This window comes from Pseudomonas sp. Irchel 3E13 (genome assembly GCF_900187455.1).
GTDB lineage: Bacteria > Pseudomonadota > Gammaproteobacteria > Pseudomonadales > Pseudomonadaceae > Aquipseudomonas.
Map to the genome: position 1 here is coordinate 252,655 of NZ_FYDX01000011.1, position 20,153 is coordinate 272,807.

Annotated in this window: 19 protein-coding genes; 11 read left to right on the plus strand and 8 right to left on the minus strand. The window is 63.3% G+C overall.

Annotated features, from left to right (window positions below; all coding sequences use genetic code 11):
* Nucleotides 1-95 precede the first annotated feature (95 nt).
* Nucleotides 96-1,487, plus strand: a complete 1,392-nt coding sequence (locus CKW37_RS20840; protein ID WP_256587816.1) for an MATE family efflux transporter — start codon at nt 96-98, stop codon at nt 1,485-1,487.
* 4 nt (nt 1,488-1,491) lie between these two features.
* Here the strand turns inward: CKW37_RS20840 and tusA are convergent, their stop codons facing one another.
* Together tusA and rlmM are read right to left on the minus strand one after the other, a co-directional pair.
* Nucleotides 1,492-1,734: a sulfurtransferase TusA gene (gene tusA, locus CKW37_RS20845; protein WP_095157984.1), complete on the minus strand. Its 243-nt coding sequence runs from the start codon at nt 1,732-1,734 to the stop codon at nt 1,492-1,494.
* 27 nt (nt 1,735-1,761) lie between these two features.
* Nucleotides 1,762-2,826 (minus strand): 23S rRNA (cytidine(2498)-2'-O)-methyltransferase RlmM, encoded by a 1,065-nt coding sequence (gene rlmM, locus CKW37_RS20850; protein WP_095157987.1) that lies wholly within the window; start codon nt 2,824-2,826, stop codon nt 1,762-1,764.
* A 248-nt stretch (nt 2,827-3,074) separates the two neighbouring features.
* Here rlmM and acnA point away from each other — a divergent pair, with 248 nt between their 5' ends.
* Nucleotides 3,075-5,774 carry an aconitate hydratase AcnA gene (gene acnA, locus CKW37_RS20855; RefSeq protein ID WP_095157988.1) on the plus strand — a complete coding sequence of 900 codons (2,700 nt, stop codon included), beginning with the start codon at nt 3,075-3,077 and terminating at the stop codon, nt 5,772-5,774.
* A 608-nt stretch (nt 5,775-6,382) separates the two neighbouring features.
* Nucleotides 6,383-7,948 carry a PAS domain-containing methyl-accepting chemotaxis protein gene (locus CKW37_RS20860; RefSeq protein WP_095157990.1) on the plus strand — a complete coding sequence of 522 codons (1,566 nt, stop codon included), beginning with the start codon at nt 6,383-6,385 and terminating at the stop codon, nt 7,946-7,948.
* A gap of 57 nt (nt 7,949-8,005) precedes the next feature.
* On the opposite strand, the gene CKW37_RS20865 is transcribed toward CKW37_RS20860, so the two are convergent.
* Nucleotides 8,006-8,908 carry an EamA family transporter gene (locus CKW37_RS20865; protein WP_095157992.1) on the minus strand — a complete coding sequence of 301 codons (903 nt, stop codon included), beginning with the start codon at nt 8,906-8,908 and terminating at the stop codon, nt 8,006-8,008.
* Between the two features lie 114 nt (nt 8,909-9,022).
* Here CKW37_RS20865 and CKW37_RS20870 point away from each other — a divergent pair, with 114 nt between their 5' ends.
* A complete protein-coding gene (locus CKW37_RS20870; RefSeq protein ID WP_095157994.1) occupies nt 9,023-9,805 on the plus strand; it encodes a helix-turn-helix transcriptional regulator in 783 nt (260 codons plus the stop codon).
* Nucleotides 9,806-9,819: 14 nt separating this feature from the next.
* Here CKW37_RS20870 and CKW37_RS20875 read toward each other — a convergent pair whose 3' ends face one another.
* From CKW37_RS20875 to CKW37_RS20890, 4 genes are all read right to left on the minus strand, one after another.
* Nucleotides 9,820-10,704, minus strand: a complete 885-nt coding sequence (locus CKW37_RS20875) for a pseudouridine synthase (protein ID WP_095157995.1) — start codon at nt 10,702-10,704, stop codon at nt 9,820-9,822.
* Nucleotides 10,705-10,754: 50 nt separating this feature from the next.
* A complete protein-coding gene (locus CKW37_RS20880; RefSeq protein ID WP_095157997.1) occupies nt 10,755-11,066 on the minus strand; it encodes a transcriptional regulator in 312 nt (103 codons plus the stop codon).
* 94 nt (nt 11,067-11,160) lie between these two features.
* Nucleotides 11,161-11,592, minus strand: coding sequence for a D-Ala-D-Ala carboxypeptidase family metallohydrolase (locus CKW37_RS20885; RefSeq protein ID WP_095157999.1), 432 nt, complete (start codon nt 11,590-11,592; stop codon nt 11,161-11,163).
* Between the two features lie 117 nt (nt 11,593-11,709).
* On the minus strand, nt 11,710-11,946 hold the full coding sequence (locus tag CKW37_RS20890; RefSeq protein ID WP_095158001.1) for a glutaredoxin family protein: 237 nt from the start codon (nt 11,944-11,946) through the stop codon (nt 11,710-11,712).
* A 168-nt stretch (nt 11,947-12,114) separates the two neighbouring features.
* Here CKW37_RS20890 and CKW37_RS20895 point away from each other — a divergent pair, with 168 nt between their 5' ends.
* Complete coding sequence (locus CKW37_RS20895) at nt 12,115-14,073, plus strand: monovalent cation:proton antiporter family protein (RefSeq protein WP_095158003.1); 1,959 nt, start codon at nt 12,115-12,117, stop codon at nt 14,071-14,073.
* A 6-nt stretch (nt 14,074-14,079) separates the two neighbouring features.
* On the opposite strand, the gene CKW37_RS20900 is transcribed toward CKW37_RS20895, so the two are convergent.
* Nucleotides 14,080-15,288, minus strand: a complete 1,209-nt coding sequence (locus CKW37_RS20900; RefSeq protein ID WP_095158037.1) for an ammonium transporter — start codon at nt 15,286-15,288, stop codon at nt 14,080-14,082.
* 311 nt (nt 15,289-15,599) lie between these two features.
* On the opposite strand from CKW37_RS20900, the gene CKW37_RS20905 reads away from it, so the two are divergent.
* From CKW37_RS20905 to CKW37_RS20930, 6 genes are all read left to right on the plus strand, one after another.
* The gene (locus CKW37_RS20905; protein WP_095158005.1) at nt 15,600-15,914 is read left to right on the plus strand and encodes a YqjD family protein; all 315 of its coding nucleotides are present in this window, start codon (nt 15,600-15,602) and stop codon (nt 15,912-15,914) included.
* Nucleotides 15,915-15,923: 9 nt separating this feature from the next.
* Nucleotides 15,924-16,292, plus strand: a complete 369-nt coding sequence (locus tag CKW37_RS20910; protein ID WP_095158007.1) for a phage holin family protein — start codon at nt 15,924-15,926, stop codon at nt 16,290-16,292.
* Nucleotides 16,289-16,633 (plus strand): hypothetical protein, encoded by a 345-nt coding sequence (locus CKW37_RS20915; protein WP_095158009.1) that lies wholly within the window; start codon nt 16,289-16,291, stop codon nt 16,631-16,633. Before CKW37_RS20910 ends, CKW37_RS20915 begins: the two co-directional genes overlap by 4 nt.
* Nucleotides 16,634-16,733: 100 nt before the next feature.
* Entirely contained in the window at nt 16,734-17,897 is a 1,164-nt protein-coding gene (locus tag CKW37_RS20920) for an EAL domain-containing protein (RefSeq protein WP_095158011.1), read from the plus strand.
* 62 nt (nt 17,898-17,959) lie between these two features.
* On the plus strand, nt 17,960-19,291 hold the full coding sequence (locus CKW37_RS20925; protein WP_095158013.1) for a deoxyguanosinetriphosphate triphosphohydrolase: 1,332 nt from the start codon (nt 17,960-17,962) through the stop codon (nt 19,289-19,291).
* A gap of 229 nt (nt 19,292-19,520) precedes the next feature.
* Entirely contained in the window at nt 19,521-20,147 is a 627-nt protein-coding gene (locus CKW37_RS20930; protein WP_095158039.1) for a response regulator transcription factor, read from the plus strand.
* Nucleotides 20,148-20,153 lie beyond the last annotated feature (6 nt).

Below are 20,153 nucleotides of genomic sequence, written 5' to 3' on the forward strand. Positions count from 1 at the left end.
GATCGACCTGCACATCCAACCCACCCATTTCCTGACCAATGCGTCAGGGCGTAGACTGCCCGGTTTTCCGCACACTGCCACCGGACGACCGCCTAGTGACCCTTTCCGCTACAACCACCCTCTCCCGCCCCGCCCGAATACGCGCCGAAACACGCGGGCTGCTGCACCTCGCCACGCCGATCATCGTCGCGCAACTGGCGACCACCGCCATGGGCTTCGTCGATGCGGTGATGGCCGGCCGGGTCAGCCCGGAAGATCTGGCGGCGGTCGCGCTCGGCAACTCGATCTGGATTCCGGTGTACCTGCTGATGACCGGCATCCTCCTGGCGACCACGCCGAAAGTGGCGCAGCGCTTCGGTGCCGGCCAGCACGGCGAAATCGGCCCGCTGGTGCGCCAGGCACTGTGGCTGGGGCTGGTGGTAGGTCTGCTGTCCAGCGCCATGTTGCTCAGCGCCGAACCGATCCTGCGGCTGATGAAGGTCGATCCGCAACTGATCGGCCCGAGCATGGGCTACCTGCAAGGCATCGCCTTCGGTTTCCCCGGCATCGCCCTTTACTACGTGCTGCGCTGCTACAGCGATGGCCTGGGCCGCACCCGGCCGAGCATGGTCATCGGTCTGTGCGGGTTGTTGCTGAACATTCCGCTGAACTGGGTGCTGATCTACGGTCACTTCGGCATGCCGGCGCTGGGCGGTGTCGGTTGCGGCTGGGCCACCGGCATCGTCGGCTGGTTCATGGCCCTGAGCATGGCGGCCTGGAGCCGCTGGGCCCCGGCCTACGCCAGTAGCCGCGTACTGGTCAGGCTCGACCGGCCGCAGTGGGCGGTGATCAAGCGCCTGCTCGGCATCGGCCTGCCAATCGGCATCGCCGTATTCGCCGAATCGAGCATCTTTGCGGTGATCGCCCTGCTGATCGGCAGCCTCGGCCCGACCGTGGTGGCCGGGCACCAGATCGCCCTGAACATCAGTTCGCTGCTGTTCATGATTCCGTATTCGCTGGGGATAGCGGTGACCGTGCGGGTCGGTCAGGCGGTGGGTGCCGGCGACCCGTACCAGGCGCGCTTCGCCTCACTGGTCGGGCTGGGCACGGCGCTGGTGTTCGCCGCGTTCTCGGCCAGCCTGATCCTGTTGCTGCGCGAGCAGATCGCGGCGATCTACACGCCGGACACCACGGTCATCCAGATTGCCGCGATGCTTATCGTGTTCGCCGCGCTGTACCAGTTCTCCGACGCCATCCAGGTGATCTGCGCCGGTGCGCTGCGCGGTTATCAGGACACCCGGGTGACGATGATCCTGACCCTGTTCGCGTATTGGGGCATCGGTCTGCCGGTCGGCTACCTGCTCGGCCTGACCGATGTCTTCGGCCCGGCCAGCGGCCCGAGCGGGTTGTGGCAAGGCCTGATCGCCGGCCTGACCTGCGCGGCGCTGATGCTGTCGATCCGCCTGGCGCGCAGCACCCGCCGGCATATTCGCCGGGCGGGGCGTTGAAGGTTCAGTCGAGCTTCTTGCGGATCCAGTAGAGGTAGGTGCCGCCCTCTTCCTGCTGCTGCACCAGTTCGTGACCGAGGAATACGCAAAACTTGGGAATGTCGCGGCGGGTCGAGGGGTCGGTGGCGATGACCTTGAGCAGGCCGCCCGCGGCGAGGTCGCGCACGTGCTGGTGCAGCATCATCACCGGCTCCGGGCAGTTCAGGCCGGTGGCGTCGAGCACGGCATCAGGGGTGAGATCGGTCATTCGGGACTCCGTAATCAGTAAGCGAATTCAGCGCGGCTTGAGGTCGAGACGGCGCAGGTGGCAGGTCACTTCCTCACGGTCGTGATAGAGCTGCTTGCAGCCGATCGAGACCTTCACCTTGCGCGCCTTGAAGCCTTCCTCGATGCGGTCCAGCAGACGGCGGACCTCGGCGTAACGCTGCTTCATCGGCAGTTTCAGGTTGACCACCGCCTCGCGGCAGTGCCCGCCGCCCAGCCATTCCTCGACCATCGCCGCGGTGCGCGCCGGCTTCTCGACGATGTCGCAGACCATCCAGTCCACGGTCTGCTTGGGCTTCCAGGTGAAACCGTCGACCATCAAATGCTGGACCAGCCCGGTGTCCATCAGGCTTTCGGCCATCGGCCCGTTGTCGATGGCGGTCACCAGCATGCCGCGGCGGACCAGTTGGTAGGTCCAGCCGCCCGGCGCGGCCCCGAGGTCAACGCCGGTCATGTCATCCGACAGGCGCTGGTCCCACTGGTCGCGCGGGATGAAGTGGTGCCAGGCCTCTTCCAGCTTGAGGGTCGAGCGGCTTGGCGCCTCGCGGGGGAATTTAAGGCGCGGGATGCCCATCGGCCACATCGCCGAGTTGCCCGCGTCGGCCACGCCGAGAAACACCCGCCGACCGCTGACGAAGGTCAGCAACAGCCGCGCGCTCGGGCCGTCCTCGACCAGACGGCCGGCCTTGAGCAAGGCCTTGCGCAGCGGGCCTTCGAACTTGCGGCAGAAGGTCGAAAGCTCCTTGCCGTCGTTGCTGTCCATCACTTCCAGCCAGAGACTGCCGGCCACCGGGTAATCCGCCAGATGCTCCAGCAATACGCTGATGCGGTCGGTTTCCGGCAGCTCGACAAAGCTGCCCCGCGCCCATTGGCGAGGGAAGATCAACTGGTTGAAACGCAGCTCGCGCATCATCCGCTCGGCGCCTTCGGCGTCGTTGCAGATGAACTCGGCGCAGGCGCTCTGCGGCTTGGCCTTGGCATAGCCGGCAACGCCAAGACGCGCGGCGTGTTCACTGATCTCGGAACAGACCTCGCCCTCGAAACCGGGCCGGCAATGCATGAACAGGGTATTCATCACTCACTCCAGAACGGCTGGCAGCCGATGCGCCCCAGCCCTGACCGGGGACAAGCAGCCCCGGTGAAAATCGGCGAATGATAAAGGAGTTTCGGAACTGGCGACATGCCCCGCCGGTCCAGTAAAGGGTCAGGTTGATGAAACAGGACTAACCTGACTGTTCAGCCAGGTCCGTGCCGTGCGGATCGTCACAGAGCCGGTGAAGCGGCGACAGCAAGGCCGCTCACCGACTCAGAAGGAGTTGGTCAATGCCCTCGCTCGACAGCCTGAAAACCCTCAAGACCCTGGCGGTGAATGGCCGCCCTTATCACTACTACAGCCTGACCGAGGCCGCCCGCCAGTTGGGCGACCTGCAGCGCCTGCCGATGTCGCTGAAGGTGCTGCTGGAAAACCTGCTGCGCTGGGAAGACGGCAAGACCGTCACCGGCGCCGACCTTACCGCCCTCGCCGACTGGCAGCGCGAGCGCCGCTCGGACCGCGAGATCCAGTACCGCCCGGCGCGGGTGCTGATGCAAGACTTCACCGGCGTGCCGGCGGTGGTCGACCTCGCCGCCATGCGCGCGGCCATGGCCCAGGCCGGCGGCGATCCGCAGCGGATCAACCCGCTGTCGCCGGTAGACCTGGTGATCGACCACTCGGTGATGGTGGACCGCTACGCGACCCCGAGCGCCTTCGCGCAAAACGTCGATATCGAAATGCAGCGCAACGGCGAACGCTATGCCTTCCTGCGCTGGGGCCAGAACGCGTTCGACAATTTCCGCGTGGTGCCGCCCGGCACCGGCATCTGCCACCAGGTCAACCTGGAATACCTCGGCCGCACCGTCTGGACCCGCGAGGAAGACGGCCGCACCTACGCCTTCCCCGACACCCTGGTCGGCACCGACTCCCACACCACCATGATCAACGGCCTTGGCGTACTCGGCTGGGGCGTGGGCGGTATCGAGGCCGAGGCGGCGATGCTCGGCCAGCCGGTGTCGATGCTGATTCCCGAGGTGATCGGCTTCAAACTCACCGGCAAGCTGCGCGAAGGCATCACCGCCACCGACCTGGTGCTGACGGTCACGCAAATGCTGCGCAAGAAAGGCGTGGTGGGGAAATTCGTCGAGTTCTACGGCGACGGCCTCGCCGACCTGCCGCTGGCCGACCGCGCCACCCTGGCCAACATGGCCCCCGAGTACGGCGCCACGTGCGGCTTCTTCCCGGTGGACGATGTCACCCTGGATTACCTGCGCCTGTCGGGCCGGCCGACGGAAACCGTGGAACTGGTCGAAGCCTATTGCAAGGCTCAGGGCCTGTGGCGCCTGCCCGGCCAGGAGCCACTGTTCAGCGACACCCTGGCGCTCGACATGCACGAGGTCCAGGCCAGCCTGGCCGGGCCGAAACGACCGCAGGACCGGGTCTCCCTGCCCGGCGTCAGCCAGGCCTTCGATGATTTCCTCGGCTTGAACGTGCGGCGCGCCAATAGCGGCGCCAACGGCGACCAACCCGGCGAAACCCGCTTCAGCCTCGACGGCCAGGAACACACGTTGAAAGACGGCGCCGTGGTGATCGCCGCCATCACCTCCTGCACCAACACCTCCAACCCCAGCGTGATGATGGCGGCCGGCCTGTTGGCGAAAAAGGCCGTGGAAAAGGGCCTGCAACGCAAACCCTGGGTGAAGAGCTCGCTGGCTCCCGGCTCCAAGGTCGTGACCGATTACTACGACGCAGCCGGCCTGACCCACTATCTCGACAAGTTGGGCTTCGACCTGGTGGGCTACGGCTGCACCACCTGCATCGGCAACTCCGGGCCGCTGGCCGACCCGATCGAGGCGGCCATCGCCAAGGCCGATCTGGTGGTGGCATCGGTGCTGTCGGGCAACCGCAACTTCGAGGGCCGGGTTCATCCGCTGGTCAAGACCAACTGGCTGGCCTCGCCGCCGCTGGTGGTGGCCTACGCCCTGGCCGGCAGCGTGCGCGTCGACCTGAGCCGCGATCCGCTGGGCACCGACGCCAACGGCCAGCCGGTGTACCTGCGAGATATCTGGCCGAGCCAGCAGGAAATCGCCGCGGCGGTGGCGCGGGTGGACACGGCGATGTTCCACAAGGAATACGCCGAGGTCTTCGCCGGCGACGAGCAATGGCAAGCCATCGAAGTGCCGCAGGCCGCGACCTACGTCTGGCAGGACGATTCCACCTACATCCAGCATCCGCCCTTCTTCGAAGGGATTTCCGGCCCGCCGCCGACGATCGAAGATGTCCATGGCGCGCGGATTCTGGCCCTGCTCGGGGACTCGGTGACCACCGACCACATCTCGCCCGCCGGCAATATCAAGGCCGACAGCCCGGCCGGGCGCTACCTGCGGGACAAGGGCGTGGAGCCACGCGACTTCAACTCCTACGGCTCGCGGCGCGGCAACCATGAAGTGATGATGCGCGGCACCTTCGCCAATATCCGTATCCGCAACGAAATGCTCGGCGGCGAAGAAGGCGGCAACACCCTGCACATCCCCAGCGGCGAAAAACTGGCGATCTACGATGCGGCCATGCGTTACCGCGACGAAGGCACCCCGCTGGTGGTGATCGCCGGGCAGGAATACGGCACCGGCTCCAGCCGCGACTGGGCTGCAAAAGGCACCAACCTGCTGGGGGTCAAGGCGGTGCTGGCGGAAAGCTTCGAACGCATCCACCGCTCCAACCTGGTGGGCATGGGCGTGCTGCCGCTGCAGTTCAGCGCCGGGCAGGACCGCAAGCTGCTCAAGCTCAGCGGACGCGAGCAGATCGACATCCTCGGCCTTACCGGGGCGCATATCGAACCGCGGATGAGCCTGCACCTGCGTATCAGCCGCGAGGACGGGAGCCAGGAAACCATTGCCGTGCTTTGTCGCATCGATACTTTGAATGAAGTGGAGTACTTCAAGGCGGGCGGCATTCTGCATTACGTGTTGCGGCAATTGATTGCACATTGAGAGGAGCGAGTGATGGCTACCAAGTGCATGCCGGAAGTTGTTTAGCGCTCTCTAGATCGAGCGCCGCCCGCGCGGCGCATCGCGGATGAATCCGCTCCTACATTTTTTGCAACGTGCCATGACCTGTCAGAGAGGTGTTGCCCGCCTTTGGCTTTCGACGATGAATCGCGGGGCGGCTGTTGAGGTCGACTCGATACCGTGTCGTACCACCAAGGCGGTCAACCATGGCCTGACAGGTATAGGTACGTTGCAGCAAATGTAGGAGCGGATTCATCCGCGATGCGCCGCGCGGGCGGCGCTCGATCTTGAGGGCGCTGAAAACCTGTCGGTTAGCGCCTGGTCGCCATTACCCGGCTTCCTGACTGGCGCCTGCTGCACTTCGTATTTTTCACCCATCCGCGACACGCACCACTATGAACCATCGGTCACTCACTGACTTATGTTGCGAAAATGTGAAAGAATGCGCGCAAATTACTTGAACGTGACGACTTCACATAACTTACCCGCCTCAAGCGAATATTGAGCGGGATCAATAAAACCCAAATATTCATTCAATAATTTCGTGCGTTAGCCGATACCACACGAAAGCCTTGCGGATTGAACAGCTTATGCGTAACAACCAGCCGATTACCCAGCGCGAACGGACTTTCCCTGCCCAACAACGGTTGATTTCGACTACCGATGCCAAGGGTGTCATTACGTATTGCAACGAAGCTTTCATCGAGATCAGCGGTTTCTCCCGCGACGAACTGATGCGTGCGCCACACAACCTGGTTCGCCACCCGGACGTGCCGCCAGCGGTGTTTGCCCACATGTGGACCACCCTCAAGCAAGGCCTGCCCTGGATGGGCATCGTCAAGAACCGCTGCAAAAGCGGCGATCACTACTGGGTAAACGCCTACGTCACGCCGATCTACGACAACAACCAGATCGTCGGTTACGAGTCGGTGCGGGTGAAACCGACCGCCGAGCAGGTCCGCCGCGCCGAGGCGCTGTACAAGCGCATCAACGATGGCAAGTCGGCCATCCCGCGCCGCGACAAGTGGCTGCCGGTGCTGCAGGACTGGCTGCCGTTCATCATGGTCAGCCAGATCGGCTTCCTGATCGGCATCTGGCTGGGTCACTCCTGGGGCTTCGCCCTGGCCGCCGCACTCTCGGTGCCGCTCGGCCTGCTGGGCCTGAGCTGGCAACAACGCGGCCTCAAGCGCCTGCTGCGCCTGGCCGAACAGACCACGTCCGACCCGCTGATCGCGCAGATGTTCACCGACAGCCGCGGCGTCCAGGCTCGCCTGGAAATGGCCATGCTCAGCCAGGACGCGCGCCTGAAAACCTGCCTGACCCGCCTGCAGGACACCGCCGAACACCTCAACGAGCAAGCCCGGCAGTCCGATGCCCTGGCCCACAACAGCTCGTCGGGCCTGGAGCGCCAGCGCGTCGAGACCGAACAGGTCGCCGCCGCCGTCAACGAAATGGCCGCCACCACCCAGGAAGTGGCCAACCACGTACAGCGCACCGCCGACGCGACCCAGGCCGCCAACCGCCTGACCGACCGTGGCCGCAGCATCGCCGGGGAAACCCGCGACGCCATCCAGCGCCTGTCCACTGCCGTGGGCGAGACCGGCCAGACCGTCACCCAACTGGCCCGCGACAGCGATGAAATCGGCGGCGTGGTGGATGTCATCAAAGGCATCGCCGACCAGACCAACCTGCTGGCACTGAACGCCGCCATCGAAGCCGCCCGCGCCGGTGAAATGGGCCGCGGCTTCGCCGTGGTAGCCGACGAAGTCCGCCAACTGGCACAGCGCACCAGCGAATCCACCGGGCAGATCCACAGCCTGATCGCCAAGCTGCAGCAGACCGCGTCCAACGCCGTGCAAACCATGGAAGCCGGACACCGTCAGGCCGAAGAAGGCGTGGCCCGGGTCATGGAAGCGGACCAGGCGCTGGTGGGCATCAGCGAGGCGGTGGCCAATATCACCGACATGACCACCCAGATCGCCGCTGCCACCGAGCAGCAGACGTCGGTGGCCGAGGAAATCAGCCGCAATATCAGCACCATCGCGGCGCTGGCCGACCAGACTTCCGAGCAGGCCCAGCATTCGGCCCTGCTCAGCGAAGAACTGACCCTCACCGCCACCACCCAGTACTCGCTGGTGGAACGCTTCAACCGCTAAGCGCGCAACGGTGAAACGAAAAGGCCCGGGAAAGCGATTTCCCGGGCCTTTTTCATTTCACGATGACTCCAGCCCGGCCTTTCGCCGAACTTCTCGCCCCAATGCCACTCGCCCTTTCTTCATGCCAATAGCAAGTGCAGACAAGATCAGCGCGATGGATATCCAGTCCCATCCGCTCGGAACCTGATGAACGATAAAGATCGAGCTGACAATTCCGAATACCGGAATCAAAAGTGACAGGGGCGCCACCTTCGAGACCGCATATTCACGCAGAAGGAAATTCCACCCCCAATAGCAAAAGTGCGTCGCGGCATACACCTGAAATGCCAGCGAAAAGAGTGCGCTTGAATCCATCGCTGATGCGAGATCATCAAAGGGTGCAGCCCCCTGTAGCCACCACGTCAGCAGCAGAAGCGGTATCGGAGGAAAGAGGCTCGCCCACACGACAAAGGCGAATATCTCCTTCACCTTGGAAATCTTGATGATGATGTTGCCGATACTCCATGCCACGGCGCTGATCATGACCAACAGGAAACCTGTAGACGTGGCTTTTCCGGGGCTGCCCAGCAGAATGCCGACCAGCCCTGTTGCAGCCAGCCCGATACCGATAAGTTGAGGCCAAGTAAGACTCTCGCGGAACAACAATACCCCCCACCCCAACGTGAAGAACGCACTGAACTGAATCAACAACGACGCACTGCCGGGCGGCACCCCCATGGCAATTCCGAGATTGATCAACGCCCACATGGCAACACCAAAAATCAAGCCATAGGCCACCAACCACTGCATGGCGACGTTTGGACGCTTCACGAAAAATACCCAGGGGAATGCGGCAAGCGCGAATCGAATGGCGGTCAGGAGCAACGGATCAATGTGGGCCAATCCCAGCTTGGTGATCGGGAAGTTGAATCCCCACACAGCTGTCACAAGGACAGCAAGGAGCAAATGTTTTCTCTGCATGGTCGGCGGTCTTTTCTAGTCCTGGCAGGAAGTAGCCTGGAAACGTAGGGAACTATGCCGCGCCTACGATTGGCCCACTTTCAATTTCAGGTCATGCAAAGATAAAATCAGGCCATGATGAAAGTTATGGTCAATCCCTACGAAGACACGCCCGGTGATGTGGTTGTGACAAGGCAAGACTATGCCGACGGCGAACTGTTCCCGATGCATAGCCATCAGAGGGGACAGTTCGCCTACGCCGCTTGCGGCGTCATCACCGTCGAAACCGAGGCAGGCAACTGGGCCGTCCCGCCGCTACGGGCTATCTGGGTGCCCGCTGGATTGAGCCATGCCATGCAGATGCGTGGTCCCGTGACCATGCTTAACACTTACATTCGCCCGCACGCGGCACAAAGCGTCGGACTTCCCGAGCATTGCCAGGTCTTTGGCGTCTCGACATTGGTACAGCAACTGCTAGAGAAGGCTGTTGATGTTCCCGCCCATCACTCATCAAAAGGGCGCGATGCACACTTGATGGGACTGCTCCTCTATGAAATTGCCAATATGCCTGCGCTGTCGCTCAATGCGCCCATTCCCGGCGAACCGCGCCTTGCACTGGCATGTAACGGCTTCCTTGCTGCGCCTTCCCTGGAAATCGGAATCGACGACATGGCAGAGCGTGCTGGAATGAGTCGCCGGACATTCACCCGTCAATTCCGAACCTATACAGGGATTAGCTACATTGAGTGGCGTCAACAGGCGTGTTTGTTGGCGGCCGTCGTTCGATTGGGGAATGGCGAACCTGTTACGCGCGTTGCCATGGATCTTGGATACAGCAGCCCAAGCGCCTTTGCGACAGTGTTCAAAAGCGCCCTTGGTGAGACCCCAAGCAGATACTTTCAGGGGCCTCAGTACTGACGGGTGTCAGGGGCCTACCAATCCAGCGACAAGCGGCTCTCGAAGTACCGCGCCTCGCCCGTCAACGGATCCTCGAAGCGCAGGCTCCGCGCCAGCAGCTTCAACGGTCTGGCGTAATCGTCCTCACCCTGAAGCACATCGGGGTAGAACGGGTCGTTGCAGAGCGGCGCACCGAGCGCCGCCATATGCACCCGCAACTGATGGGTCTTGCCAGTGACCGGCGACAAGCCATAGCGCCAAAGCTCGCCATTTTTCTCCAGCACCTCGGCCACGGTCTCGCTGTTGCTCGTGCCGGGCACTTCCTGCATGCGGAAAAATGGCTCGCCGCTGGCCATGCGGCTTTTGTGCACCAGAGGGAAATTCACATTCGGCAAGGCCGGGGCGATGGCCTGGTACTGCTTGTCGATGCGCCGGGTGGGGAACAGTTGCTGGTACGCCGAGCGGCTGTCCGGGTTGGCGGAAAACAGCACCAGCCCGGCGGTGTGCCGGTCGATGCGGTGCAGCGGCACCAGATGAGGGTTATCGAGGCGACGGATCAGGCGTCGCAGCAGAGTCTGCTCGACATACTCGCCGGTCGGCGTCACCGGCAGGAAATGCGGCTTGTCAGCCACCACCAGATGCTCGTCGACATGGAGAATGTGCTCCAGCACCGGAATCGGCTTCTCGTTGGGGACTTCACGAAAATAGTGAATGCGCAAACCCGGACGATAAGGATGATCGACGCCGATTGGCTGACCCTGGGCATCCAGTACCCGCCCCCGGGCGATGCGATCGAGCCACTGCTCCCGGCTGATCGCCTTGAAGTGATCGCACAGGCAATCCAGCACGCTGACCCAGTTGCCCGGCGGCAGGCAAACCGTACTGGCCTGATGCTGGGCCGGGTTGAAGGAAGCACTCATGGAAACACTCACGACCTGATGGCCGGCCATTATCGCGAATGACCGCCACCTCAGCCAGCCTCGACCGCCGCCTGGTCGCACGCGGTCTTCAACCAGCGCAGCACATCGACCGCCTCCCAGCGGCTGGCGTCGTACAGGGCGTAGGCCAGGCCCTGATAGCCGACCACATCCAGCGGACGGTGGAAGCCGGCGCGCTGGAACAACGCCTCGACCTCGGCAAAGCAGGTATTGAAGTGCACCTTGCCGAACGGCGTACGGTCGTCGGTGACCAGCCCGTCGATGCGCAGGTCCAGCACGGCTTCACTCACACGCTCGACGGACATGTGGTTGACGCTGTATTTCAGTTGTTCGACGTTGACCATCGCTGTTCTCCGGGCGCGAAAGAGCCGGCCCCAATACTGTATTTATATACAGGATAGGAGGCCGGCAGCATGGGCGTCAATCAACGCCCGGGGTTCATTGCAGGCCCGGCAGATAACCGGTGCCCTTGCGGATGGTCAGCACCTCGCGGCGCTGGCGGCCTTCGGCGAAGCCCAGATGAACCCAGCCGTCGAACTCGAAGATCAATTGATCGAACGACAAAGCGCTGTCCATGATTCGTTGCGCAAGGTCGCGGGGGGTCAGGGAGACGGCGATGATATCGGCGGCCAGTCCGTTGATATGCGCACTGGAACGGGAACCGCCGATGCGGCGGTTGAGCACTTCGCTGCGGTAGCCGCTACTGACCAGGATCGGTCGCGAAACCAGGCTGCGCACCGTTTCGAGGCTGCGGCACGTCTCCACAAGGTTGGCGATGGCCCGGCTATCAGGAACGTTATCGATACCTTCGCGGCTGGCGACTTGCGAGGCGGTCATTTCGGCAAGGGTGAAATGCGGGGTGAGAAACATCGGAGCCACTCCTTTGGCTGGGGAATTGGCGCAGGCCACAGACCCGCGCCAGCGGATTCTCCAACCCGCCCCCCAAGGATGCACCCGCACATGTGCATCGAGATGTTAATCACCGGCTCAGCGCAGGAAAGCCACCACCTGGTCCGCATCGAACGGCCAGTTCAGCTCGGCGCCGCTGTCGCAGCGGCGCAGGACCGGAATCAGCAACCCGTAGCGCTCCACCTGGAGGGCGTCGTCGCCGATGTCGACCAACTCGACCAGTAACCCATGCTCGACGAACGGCATGAGCAAGGCTTCGGCGACTTCGCACAGGTGACAACCCAGGGTGCCGAACAATTGGCATTCAGGAAGCATGAAAAATACCGATACAAAATGGACGATGGCGTCATTCTAGGGCCACGAAAAAACGCCGTCGAGACACACAGGACGACTACACCCCGGATTGACCTGGATCAATTCGCAATCCCGTGGAGCACTGTATTCTGGTCGTTTTTTTGCCGTTTTTTACATGGAGTATGTGGTGTGTTTGCAAACCTGCTGATCATCCTGGCGTCGTCACTGGTCGTCATTGCCGTGTTCAGGCGCCTGCAATTGCCGCCTGTGCTGGGTTACCTGTGTGTCGGGCTGTTCGTCGGTCCGACGGCGCTGGACTGGGTCAACGAAAGTGAAGAACTGCCGGACCTCGCGGAAATGGGCGTGGTGTTCCTGCTGTTTTCCCTGGGCCTGGAGTTCTCGCTGTCGAAAATGCTCGCCCTGCGCCGGGTGGTGTTTGGCCTTGGCAGCCTGCAGGTCGCCTGCACCGGCCTGCTCCTGGCCGGCGTCTTGTCGCTGCTCGGCATGCCCAGCACAGCCGCGCTGCTGCTCGGCGGCGGGCTGGCGCTGTCGTCGACGGCGATCGTCAGCAAGGAGCTGACCAGCCTCGGCGAGATCTTCAGCAGCCACGGCCAGAACGCGATCGGCGTATTGCTGTTCCAGGATGTGGTGGCGGTCCTGCTGCTGACCCTGGTGCCGGTGTTCGCCGGCGAAGGCGGCCAGGCCTGGTATTGGGCGCTGCCGCTGACTCTGGGCAAGACCGTGGTGCTGTTCGTCGGTCTGCTGCTGGCCAGCCGCTGGCTGTTGCCGCGGCTGTTCCATGAGGTGGCCAGCTCGCACTCGGCGGAGCTGTTCGTGTTGCTGGCGCTGGTGATCGTCCTGCTTACCGCCTGGTTGACCCACCTGCTCGGCCTGTCGCCCGCGCTGGGCGCGTTCCTCGCCGGCATGCTGCTCGGCGAAAGCAACTACCGGCACCAGATCGAAGCGGATATTCGCCCGTTCCGCGACATCCTGCTGGGTCTGTTCTTCGTCAGTATCGGCATGCTCATCGACCTGCAACTGTTCGCCAGCCATGGCCTGGAAATCCTCGGCCTGACCTTGGGTCTGCTGCTGTTGAAAGGTTGCGTGGTGGCGGCGCTGGTACGGGTGCGTGGCAGTGACGCGGAAACCGCCTGGCGCAGCGGCCTGGCCCTGGCCCAGGGCGGCGAGTTCTGCTTCGCGCTGATGGCGCAGATGCAACTGAGCAACCTGTTGCCGGAAGAACTCGGCCACCTGCTGCTCGCCGCGACCTTCTGCTCGATGCTGGTCACGCCGCTGCTGCTGCGCGCCGCGCCCGCCATCGCTCTGCGCCTGCACCGCAAGCCCAACGAAGAAGTCCACCTGGAAGAAATCGAAGCGCAGAGCGCCACGATGGACGGTCACGTACTGATCTGCGGCTACGGCCGTGTCGGTCAGTCCATTGGCCGTTTCCTGCGGCGCGAGCAGCAAGCCTTCATCGCCCTCGACGATGACCCGGTGCGGGTCCAGGAAGCCGCCGCCGGCGAAAACTGCGTGCACTACGGCGACTCGCGCCGGGGCGAATTGCTGGAGGCGATTGGCCTGGACCGGGCACGCTTGCTGGTGATCGCGGTGGACAACACCGACGTGGCGATGACCGTGCTCAAGGCCGCGCGCCACCTCAACAGCCAGATCCCGATCCTGGTGCGCACCCGCGACGACAGCCTGCGCGACGAGCTGCGCGCCGCCGGTGCCAGCGCGGTGGTCCCGGAACTGCTGGAGTCGAGCCTGATGCTGGCGTCGCACGCGCTGATCATGCTGGGCGTGCCCGAAGCACGGGTCCGCGAGCGCATCGACGAAGTGCGGCAGAACCGCTACCGCTTGCTGCACGGTTTCTATCACGGCGCGCAAACCCACCTGGTCGACGCCGAAGGCAAGCCCAAGGTGCTGATGCACGCGGTCAATCTCGGCGCCGACGCCTATGCTTGCGGGCGCAAGCTGGAGGATCTCGGGCTGGAGCAACTGGGCGTCGAACTGCGCGCGGTGCAGCGCAACGGCAGCGAGCTGGCGGTAGATACCGCGACCTGCCTGCACGCCGGTGATGCCGTGCTGCTGTGCGGCCCGCTGGCCGCCATCGAGGCCAGCGAGTCGCGTTTGCGCACCGGCCGCTGAGGCCGATCAGTCCTGGCTGGTGGCGCCGATCTTGTGGATCGACAGGTCGGCGCCGTAGTACTCCTGCTCCTGGCTCAGGCGCAGGCCATGAACCCGCTTGATGCTGCCGTACACGACAAAACCGCCGGCCAGCGCCACGACCACACCGGCCAGGGTGCCGATCAACTGGCTGGCCAGGCTCACGCCACCGAGGCCGCCGAGCAGTTCCTGGCCGAAGATGCCGCAGGCGATCCCGCCCCACACGCCACAAATGCCGTGCAACGGCCAGACACCCAGCACATCGTCGATCTTCCAGCGGTTCTGGGTCGCGGTGAAGCACCAGACGAACAGGCCACCGGCAATCGCGCCGGTGGCGAGCGCGCCCACCGGATGCATCAGGTCGGAGCCCGCGCAGATCGCCACCAGCCCGGCCAGCGGGCCGTTGTGCAGGAAGCCCGGGTCATTGCGACCGACCAGCAGCGCCGCGACGGTGCCGCCAACCATCGCCATCAATGAGTTGACCGCCACCAGGCCGCTGACCGCAGACAGGGTCTGGGCGCTCATCACGTTGAAGCCGAACCAGCCGACGATCAGGATCCACGACCCCAGCGCCAGGAACGGAATGTTCGACGGTGCAAACGCCACCAGCCGGCCGTCGCGGTAGCGTCCGTTGCGCGGGCCAAGCAGCAGCACCGCCGCCAGCGCCAGCCAGCCGCCCATGGCGTGCACCACCACGGAGCCGGCGAAGTCATGGAAGCCCGCGCCAAAGCGCTCCTGCAGCCATGCCTGCACCCCGAAGTTGCCATTCCAGACGATGCCTTCGAAGAACGGGTAGACGAACGCAACGATCAGGAAGGTTGCGCACAATTGCGGGGCGAAGCGTGCACGCTCGGCTATCCCGCCGGAAATGATCGCCGGGATCGCCGCGGCGAAGGTCAGCAGGAAGAAGAACTTCACCAGGCCGTAGCCGTGTTCGGCGCCGAGGGTCGCAGCCGGGTGCAGGAAGTGCGTGCCGTAGGACAGCCAGTAGCCGATGAAGAAATAGGCCAGGGTCGATACGGCGAAGTCGCTGAGGATCTTCGACAGCGCATTGACCTGATTCTTGTGCCGCACCGTGCCGACTTCGAGGAAGGCAAAACCGGCGTGCATGGCCAGCACCATCACCGCCCCGAGGAGGATGAACAGGGTATTAGAGCCCTGGACCAGAGAGTCCACAGCGCTTTGCAAATTTTCCATGAAGTCGGCAGACCTGCAAAATGGAAAAAAGCACCAAAGCGGTTCGAAAGCCTTCCAGCGCGCACCAACCTGGATCAATTGGGCGCCCATCCGTGGCCGGAAAGACCGCTGCGTGGTGATTTTTCCTGGGTTCGTCTTGAATTGGGTTATGGTTTATCGGCCGTCCAGAGCAGCCCACGCCCGCAAACGGCGCAGGCGCCCGGCCAGGCGCACCACTGCGAAGCAAATGCTGTACCAGCCACATCGCAGTGAACCTTCAGCCGCACCGCGCACTCGAAATTCCAATTGCCAAACCCCTCATGGAGAATCGTATGGCCCGCAAAACCGCAGAGACCGCCCAGGACATCCTCAAGGCCGACTTCCAGGCGCTGGTGCGTGACACCGAGAAGCTTCTGGAACACAGCGCCACCCTCGCCGGCGACCAGGCCGACGAGCTTCGCGCACAGATCCACGACAGCCTGCTGCGCGCCCGCGAAACCCTGCAACAAACCGAAGACAACCTGCGCGTGCGCGGTCAGGCAGCACTGACCAGCACCGAAGATTACGTGCAGAGCAATCCATGGCAATCCATCGGCATCGCCGCCGGGGTCGGTTTCCTGGTGGGCCTGCTGGCCAGCCGGCGCTGAGGAACGGGCATGGAAAACCAAACCCCCGGCTCGTCTTCGCGGCGCCTCGGCGCCGCCATCCTCGGCCTGCTGCACGGCCATGTTGAGCTGTTCGGCATCGAGCTGCAGGAACAGAAAGCGCGCACGCTGAGCCTGCTGCTGTTTGCCGGGCTGGCACTGGTGTTCGCCCTGCTCTTGCTCACCGCACTGTCGGCCCTGCTGCTGGTGTTGCTGTGGGACAGCTACCGTCTTGCCGGAATCATCGGCCTCTGCGTGTTCTACAGCCTGGCCGCAGTGTTCTGCGCCATTCGCCTGAAAGCCGCGGTGCACGACGAATCCTCGCCGTTCAGCGGCACCCTCGAAGAACTTGCCAAGGACCGGGAGCGCCTGTTGCCATGAGCCTGACAGAACTTCCACAAACCACCGATCGACGCGAACTGCGCAAGGCGCTGGTGCGCCTGCGCATGGAAATGCACCGCCAGGAAATCCGCCACGAGGCGGGCCAGGCGCTCAAGCCACTGACTCGTCTGCGCAGCATGGGCGACAACCTGCAAAGCGGCCTGCAGGGCGGACTGGGCATCAAGCACGCGCCGCTGTGGGGCATCGGCGCGGTGGTGGTGCTGGGTTTTCTCACGGGCAAAGGTGCCCGCAGCGGCAACCTCGGCCGGCTGACCAAGCTCACCAGTAGCCTTTTGCCGCTAATTCGCCTGTTCATGCAATCACCGCCCAACCAGCGTTGAGCGAACTGGCGGCATTCTTGCAGAACGATGCCCTCAAGGCGGGCTCCGGTCCGCCGCCGCGCTTTCGAGCGTCCCGCGTCTGACTCAACAAGGAGCCGCCGTGTCCGACGAGCAACCGCTCGCCTGTTTCCAGCCGTTCATCGACACCGCCACAGGCCGTATCGCTGGCGTCGAAGCCCTGGGTCGCCTGCGCCGAAGCGATGGTCAATTGCGCTCGGTAGGGCCCCTTTTCAGTGACCCGCACATTCCCTCCAGCGAGTTGCTGCAACTCGACCGGACCCTGCGGGAACAGGCCCTCAAACAATTTCGCCAGGCACCGGAAGACTGGTTCCTGAGCCTGAATATCTCGCCGCGCTGGGTCAGTGAACTGCAACCCGGTCAGCCGCTGCCGAGCCTGATGCAATTGCAGCAACAGGGCATCGACCCGCAACGAGTGGTCTTCGAGATCACCGAGCTGGGTGGCGACCCTGAACGCCTGTCCATGGTGGTGCGGCACTACCGGGAAGCCGGCGCGCGCGTTGCTATCGATGATTTTGGCGCCGGCTATTCGCAACTGGACCGGGTGTTGTCGCTGCAACCGGACATCCTCAAGCTCGACATGCGCCTGTTCCAGGCCGCGGCCCGCGGCGGGCCGAGCAGCGAGGTGGTCAAGGCGCTGGCCCAGATGGCCGAGAAGACCGGCTGCTGGATCATCGCCGAGGGCGTCGAAACGGAAGCCGAACTGAACTTCGCCCTGGAATGCGGCGCACGCTACCTGCAGGGCTTTCTCTTCGCCGCTGCCGAACCCGGCTTCTTCCCGGCGCAGACCTTCGCCGGGCGCTTCGCCCAACTGCGCGAGCAGTACGTGCAAGGCAAGCTGGCCGAGCGCGCGCGGTTGATGCAGCGGCGCCAGCAACTGGTGGAACTGATGCCACGGCTGCAGGACTGGGCACTGACCAACGCGCCGATCGAAGCGCTGCCGGACCTTCAGGCCTACCCCTGGCTGCTGCGCTTCTTCCTGTGTGACCGCCACGGCACCCAACTGACGCCGAACCTGGAATGGCGCCAGCAGGGCTGGCACGTCGATTCCAGCTACCTGGGCCACAACTGGTCCTGGCGCCCTTACTTCTATCACCTGCTGGCCGAGGGCTGGGACGAGCGCCGACTGATCCTTTCCAGCACCTACCGCGACGCCACCACCAACCAGTACTGCCTGACTGCCGGGCAATTCTTCGATGGTGGACGCCGCCTGCTGCTGATCGATCTCGACGCCGCCGGACTTTGAGCTTGCGGCCCGGCGGCCGACACGGGAAGCTAGGCCCCTGCCCCTGATACGGAGAACCGGCCTTGGATTGGCACACACTGCTCACCCGCGAACGCCTCGGCAAAACCCTGCACAGCCCTGAAGAGTTGGGTCGCAGCCCCTTTCACAAGGACCATGACCGCATCATCTTCTCCGGCGCCTTCCGCCGCCTGGGCCGCAAGACCCAGGTTCACCCGGTCACTAGCAACGATCACATCCACACCCGCCTGACCCACTCGCTGGAAGTGAGTTGCGTGGGTCGCTCGCTGGGCATGCGCGTTGGCGAAACCCTGCGCGACGCCCTGCCCGACTGGTGCGAGCCGAGCGACCTGGGCATGGTCGTGCAATCGGCCTGCCTGGCCCACGACATCGGCAACCCGCCGTTCGGGCACTCTGGCGAAGACGCCATCCGCCACTGGTTCCAGCAGGCCGCCGGACGCGGCTGGCTGGATGCGATGAGCGAGGCCGAACGCGGCGACTTCCTCAACTTCGAAGGCAACGCCCAAGGCTTTCGTGTGCTCACCCAGCTCGAATACCACCAGTTCGACGGCGGCACCCGGCTGACCTACGCCACCCTCGGCACGTACCTGAAATACCCGTGGACCGCCCGCCACGCCGACTCGCTGGGCTACAAGAAACACAAGTTCGGCTGCTACCAGAGCGAACTGCCGCTGCTCGAACAGATCGCCCACAAGCTCGAACTGCCGTTGCTCGACAACCAGCGCTGGGCGCGGCACCCGCTGGTGTACCTGATGGAGGCGGCCGATGACATCTGCTATGCGCTGATCGACCTGGAAGACGGCCTGGAGATGGAGCTGCTGGACTACGCCGAAGTGGAGTCGCTGCTCCTCGGTCTGGTCGGCGACGATCTGCCGGAAACCTACCGCCAGCTGGGCCCGCAGGACTCGCGGCGGCGCAAGCTGGCGATCCTCCGCGGCAAGGCCATCGAACACCTGACCAACGCCGCGGCACGGGCGTTCGTCGAGCAGCAGCGGGCGTTGCTGGCCGGCACGCTGGAGGGCGATCTGGTCGAACACATGGAAGGGCCGGCGAAACGCTGCGTGCTGCAGGCCAAGGACATCGCGCGCAAGAAAATCTTCCAGGACAAACGCAAGACGCTGCATGAGATCGGCGCCTACACGACCCTGGAAATCCTCCTCAACTCCTTCTGCGGTGCCGCCCTGGAACAGCATGGCGGACGCACGCCGTCGTTCAAGCATCGACGCATCCTCGACCTGCTCGGCAACAACGCTCCCGATCCAAACGCCTCGCTGCACGCGGCGTTCCTGCGCATGATCGACTTCATCGCCGGGATGACCGACAGCTATGCCAGCGAAATGGCCAGGGAAATGACCGGGCGTTCCAGTCCGGTCTGAACCTCACTGCCCGTCCGGCCCCATCATCGGGCCGGACATCGAGGTAACAGGCGATATTGATGCCAATCCATAATTAGCCAAGCAACTTCAAAAACAAACTTTGTAGTAAATAGCAAAATACAAAGTAGGAAAATTCCTATATTAAAGCTCAACCCCACTCTATCTAAGTGCACGCTGCATATCTGGGCTATGGTGCCGGCTCTACATGAGTCCCTTTTGGAAGATGAGCATGCACTCTGTTTTTATTGTCGATGACCATCCTGTCATACGCTTGGCCTTGCGCTTGCTGCTGGAGAACGAGGGTTATCGGATCGCCGGGGAATCCGATAACGGTGTAGACGCCATGCAGATGGTCCGCGAAAGCCCGCCGGACCTGGTCATTCTCGATATCGGCATCCCACGGCTCGACGGCCTGGAAGTCCTTTCGCGCTTCAACAGCATGTCGCTGCCCCTGAAAATACTGGTGCTGACAGCACAGTCCCCGGCGCTCTTCGCCATTCGCTGCATGTTGTCCGGCGCTTGCGGTTACGTCTGCAAACAGGAAGACCTGAGTGAACTGCTAAGTGCCGTCAAAGCGGTTCTTTCCGGATATAACTACTTCCCCAGCCAGGCGGTCTATCCGTTGCGCCAACAGGTTGAAATCGAGGAAGAAATAGAACTGTTCAAGTCGGTCAATGATCGCGAACTCATGGTGCTGCAACTGTTCGCCCAAGGCAAAAGCAACAAGGAAATTGCCGAAGGCATGTTCCTCAGCAACAAGACTGTCAGTACTTACAAGAAACGCCTGATGCAGAAACTCAAGGCGCGTTCATTGGTAGAGCTGATCGAGATGGCCAAACGCAACGAACTGGTGTGACCCGAC

Bases quoted from the DNA above. Each gene is read 5' to 3' on its own strand.
- CKW37_RS20910 (WP_095158007.1), top strand. From the start codon at position 15,924: ATGGAAAACCAAACCCCCGGCTCGTCTTCGCGGCGCCTCGGCGCCGCC.
- acnA (WP_095157988.1), top strand. From the start codon at position 3,075: ATGCCCTCGCTCGACAGCCTGAAAACCCTCAAGACCCTGGCGGTGAAT.
- CKW37_RS20860 (WP_095157990.1), top strand. From the start codon at position 6,383: ATGCGTAACAACCAGCCGATTACCCAGCGCGAACGGACTTTCCCTGCC.
- CKW37_RS20885 (WP_095157999.1), bottom strand. From the start codon at position 11,592: ATGTTTCTCACCCCGCATTTCACCCTTGCCGAAATGACCGCCTCGCAA.
- CKW37_RS20905 (WP_095158005.1), top strand. From the start codon at position 15,600: ATGGCCCGCAAAACCGCAGAGACCGCCCAGGACATCCTCAAGGCCGAC.
- CKW37_RS20890 (WP_095158001.1), bottom strand. From the start codon at position 11,946: ATGCTTCCTGAATGCCAATTGTTCGGCACCCTGGGTTGTCACCTGTGC.
- CKW37_RS20875 (WP_095157995.1), bottom strand. From the start codon at position 10,704: ATGAGTGCTTCCTTCAACCCGGCCCAGCATCAGGCCAGTACGGTTTGC.
- CKW37_RS20870 (WP_095157994.1), top strand. From the start codon at position 9,023: ATGATGAAAGTTATGGTCAATCCCTACGAAGACACGCCCGGTGATGTG.
- CKW37_RS20880 (WP_095157997.1), bottom strand. From the start codon at position 11,066: ATGGTCAACGTCGAACAACTGAAATACAGCGTCAACCACATGTCCGTC.
- CKW37_RS20915 (WP_095158009.1), top strand. From the start codon at position 16,289: ATGAGCCTGACAGAACTTCCACAAACCACCGATCGACGCGAACTGCGC.
- CKW37_RS20865 (WP_095157992.1), bottom strand. From the start codon at position 8,908: ATGCAGAGAAAACATTTGCTCCTTGCTGTCCTTGTGACAGCTGTGTGG.
- CKW37_RS20900 (WP_095158037.1), bottom strand. From the start codon at position 15,288: ATGGAAAATTTGCAAAGCGCTGTGGACTCTCTGGTCCAGGGCTCTAAT.
- tusA (WP_095157984.1), bottom strand. From the start codon at position 1,734: ATGACCGATCTCACCCCTGATGCCGTGCTCGACGCCACCGGCCTGAAC.
- rlmM (WP_095157987.1), bottom strand. From the start codon at position 2,826: ATGAATACCCTGTTCATGCATTGCCGGCCCGGTTTCGAGGGCGAGGTC.
- CKW37_RS20930 (WP_095158039.1), top strand. From the start codon at position 19,521: ATGCACTCTGTTTTTATTGTCGATGACCATCCTGTCATACGCTTGGCC.